The following is a 586-nucleotide window of genomic DNA, read 5'->3' on the forward strand; positions in this document are numbered from 1 at the left end:
GTGGAGCGGGGCGCTGGCGCGGCCGGGGCGGGCTGGCGGGTGGTCGCGGGCCGGGCGGGGGTGGGCTTCGGCATTCCTACACCCTGCGGCACCACCGCCGCCCTGTACACCGACGCGCGCGCCCTGCTTCGCATCCGGGTCGTTACCGAATCGACATCGTCGCAGCGCGGCGGGCAATCCGGGCGCAACCGGCCGGCCCTAGCGTCGGGGTATGCCGTCCGACGACCGTGAGCACCCGGCTGTGTCCCCGACGGCCGCCGAGCCGTCGCCGTGCGCCGAGCCGACCCCCCGGCTTGCCCTGGTTCGCACCGTGCCGGCAGTACCGACGCCGCGGCTTCCGGCCGCCCTGCTCGACGACGGTGCTGACGACGCGGCGCTCGACCGGGCGTTCATCTCGGCGGCCGCCCGCTACTGGCATCCGGTGGCGCGCAGCCGCGACGTCGGCCAGCAGCCGTGGGGCGCGACGCTGCTCGGCGTGCCGCTGGTGTTGTGGCGGCCGGTGGCGTCGAACGGGGTGTCGGCGCTGGTGGACCAGTGCCCGCACCGCGGGGTGCCGCTGTCCGCGGGCACCGTCGACGCCGAGGGC

1 protein-coding gene is annotated in these 586 nt (G+C 77.1%); it reads left to right on the plus strand.

Going from position 1 to position 586, the window contains the following annotated elements:
• Positions 1 to 211: 211 nt before the first annotated feature.
• On the plus strand, positions 212 to 586 hold a 375-nt coding region (locus MXD58_RS24615; protein ID WP_250610039.1), incomplete at its 3' end, for a Rieske 2Fe-2S domain-containing protein.

The sequence above is a fragment of the Frankia sp. AgKG'84/4 genome (genome assembly GCF_023242965.2).
Taxonomy (GTDB): Bacteria; Actinomycetota; Actinomycetes; order Frankiales; family Frankiaceae; genus Frankia.